The sequence below is a fragment of the Enterobacter sp. ZOR0014 genome, from assembly GCF_000798855.1.
GTDB classification, from domain to species: Bacteria; Pseudomonadota; Gammaproteobacteria; order Enterobacterales; family Enterobacteriaceae; genus Enterobacter; species Enterobacter kobei.
The window spans coordinates 1-354 of record NZ_JTLF01000260.1 but is presented as its reverse complement, the minus strand read 5'-3'; the positions used below and the strand labels follow the sequence as shown (position 1 = coordinate 354).

Annotated in this window: 1 protein-coding gene; it reads left to right on the top strand. The window is 34.7% G+C overall.

The genetic code is table 11. From position 1 onward, the window contains the following. On the top strand, positions 1-354 hold a 354-nt coding region (locus tag L977_RS24740), incomplete at both ends, for a hypothetical protein (protein WP_047625993.1).

Sequence of the window (354 nt, the reverse complement as noted above, 5' to 3'; positions counted from 1 at the left end):
GAACATGGGGAAAGTGACATAGGCCGTTTAAGCCGTTGGGAAATAAAAGAAAAAATATTTAGTTTTATGGGGGTATTATATCCGAAACTTCCTAAAACACCTGCTGGAGTTAGATTTTTAGACGATGTTGGAAACGAATATACTGCAATTGTGTTTAAGACGGAACAGGTACAAGATTATATTTTAATTAATACAGATGTAAATGACGAATTTTATCAAGGCTGGAAGGGTACAACTGTACTAAACTTATTCCCTGTAATGAACTTTGAGCGATACAGAACTCGTATAATTGAAAAAGGTCAAATGGAGCTAGTTAATTTAAGTAAGGCAGAGCTTAAAATCAAGAGAAAGGCG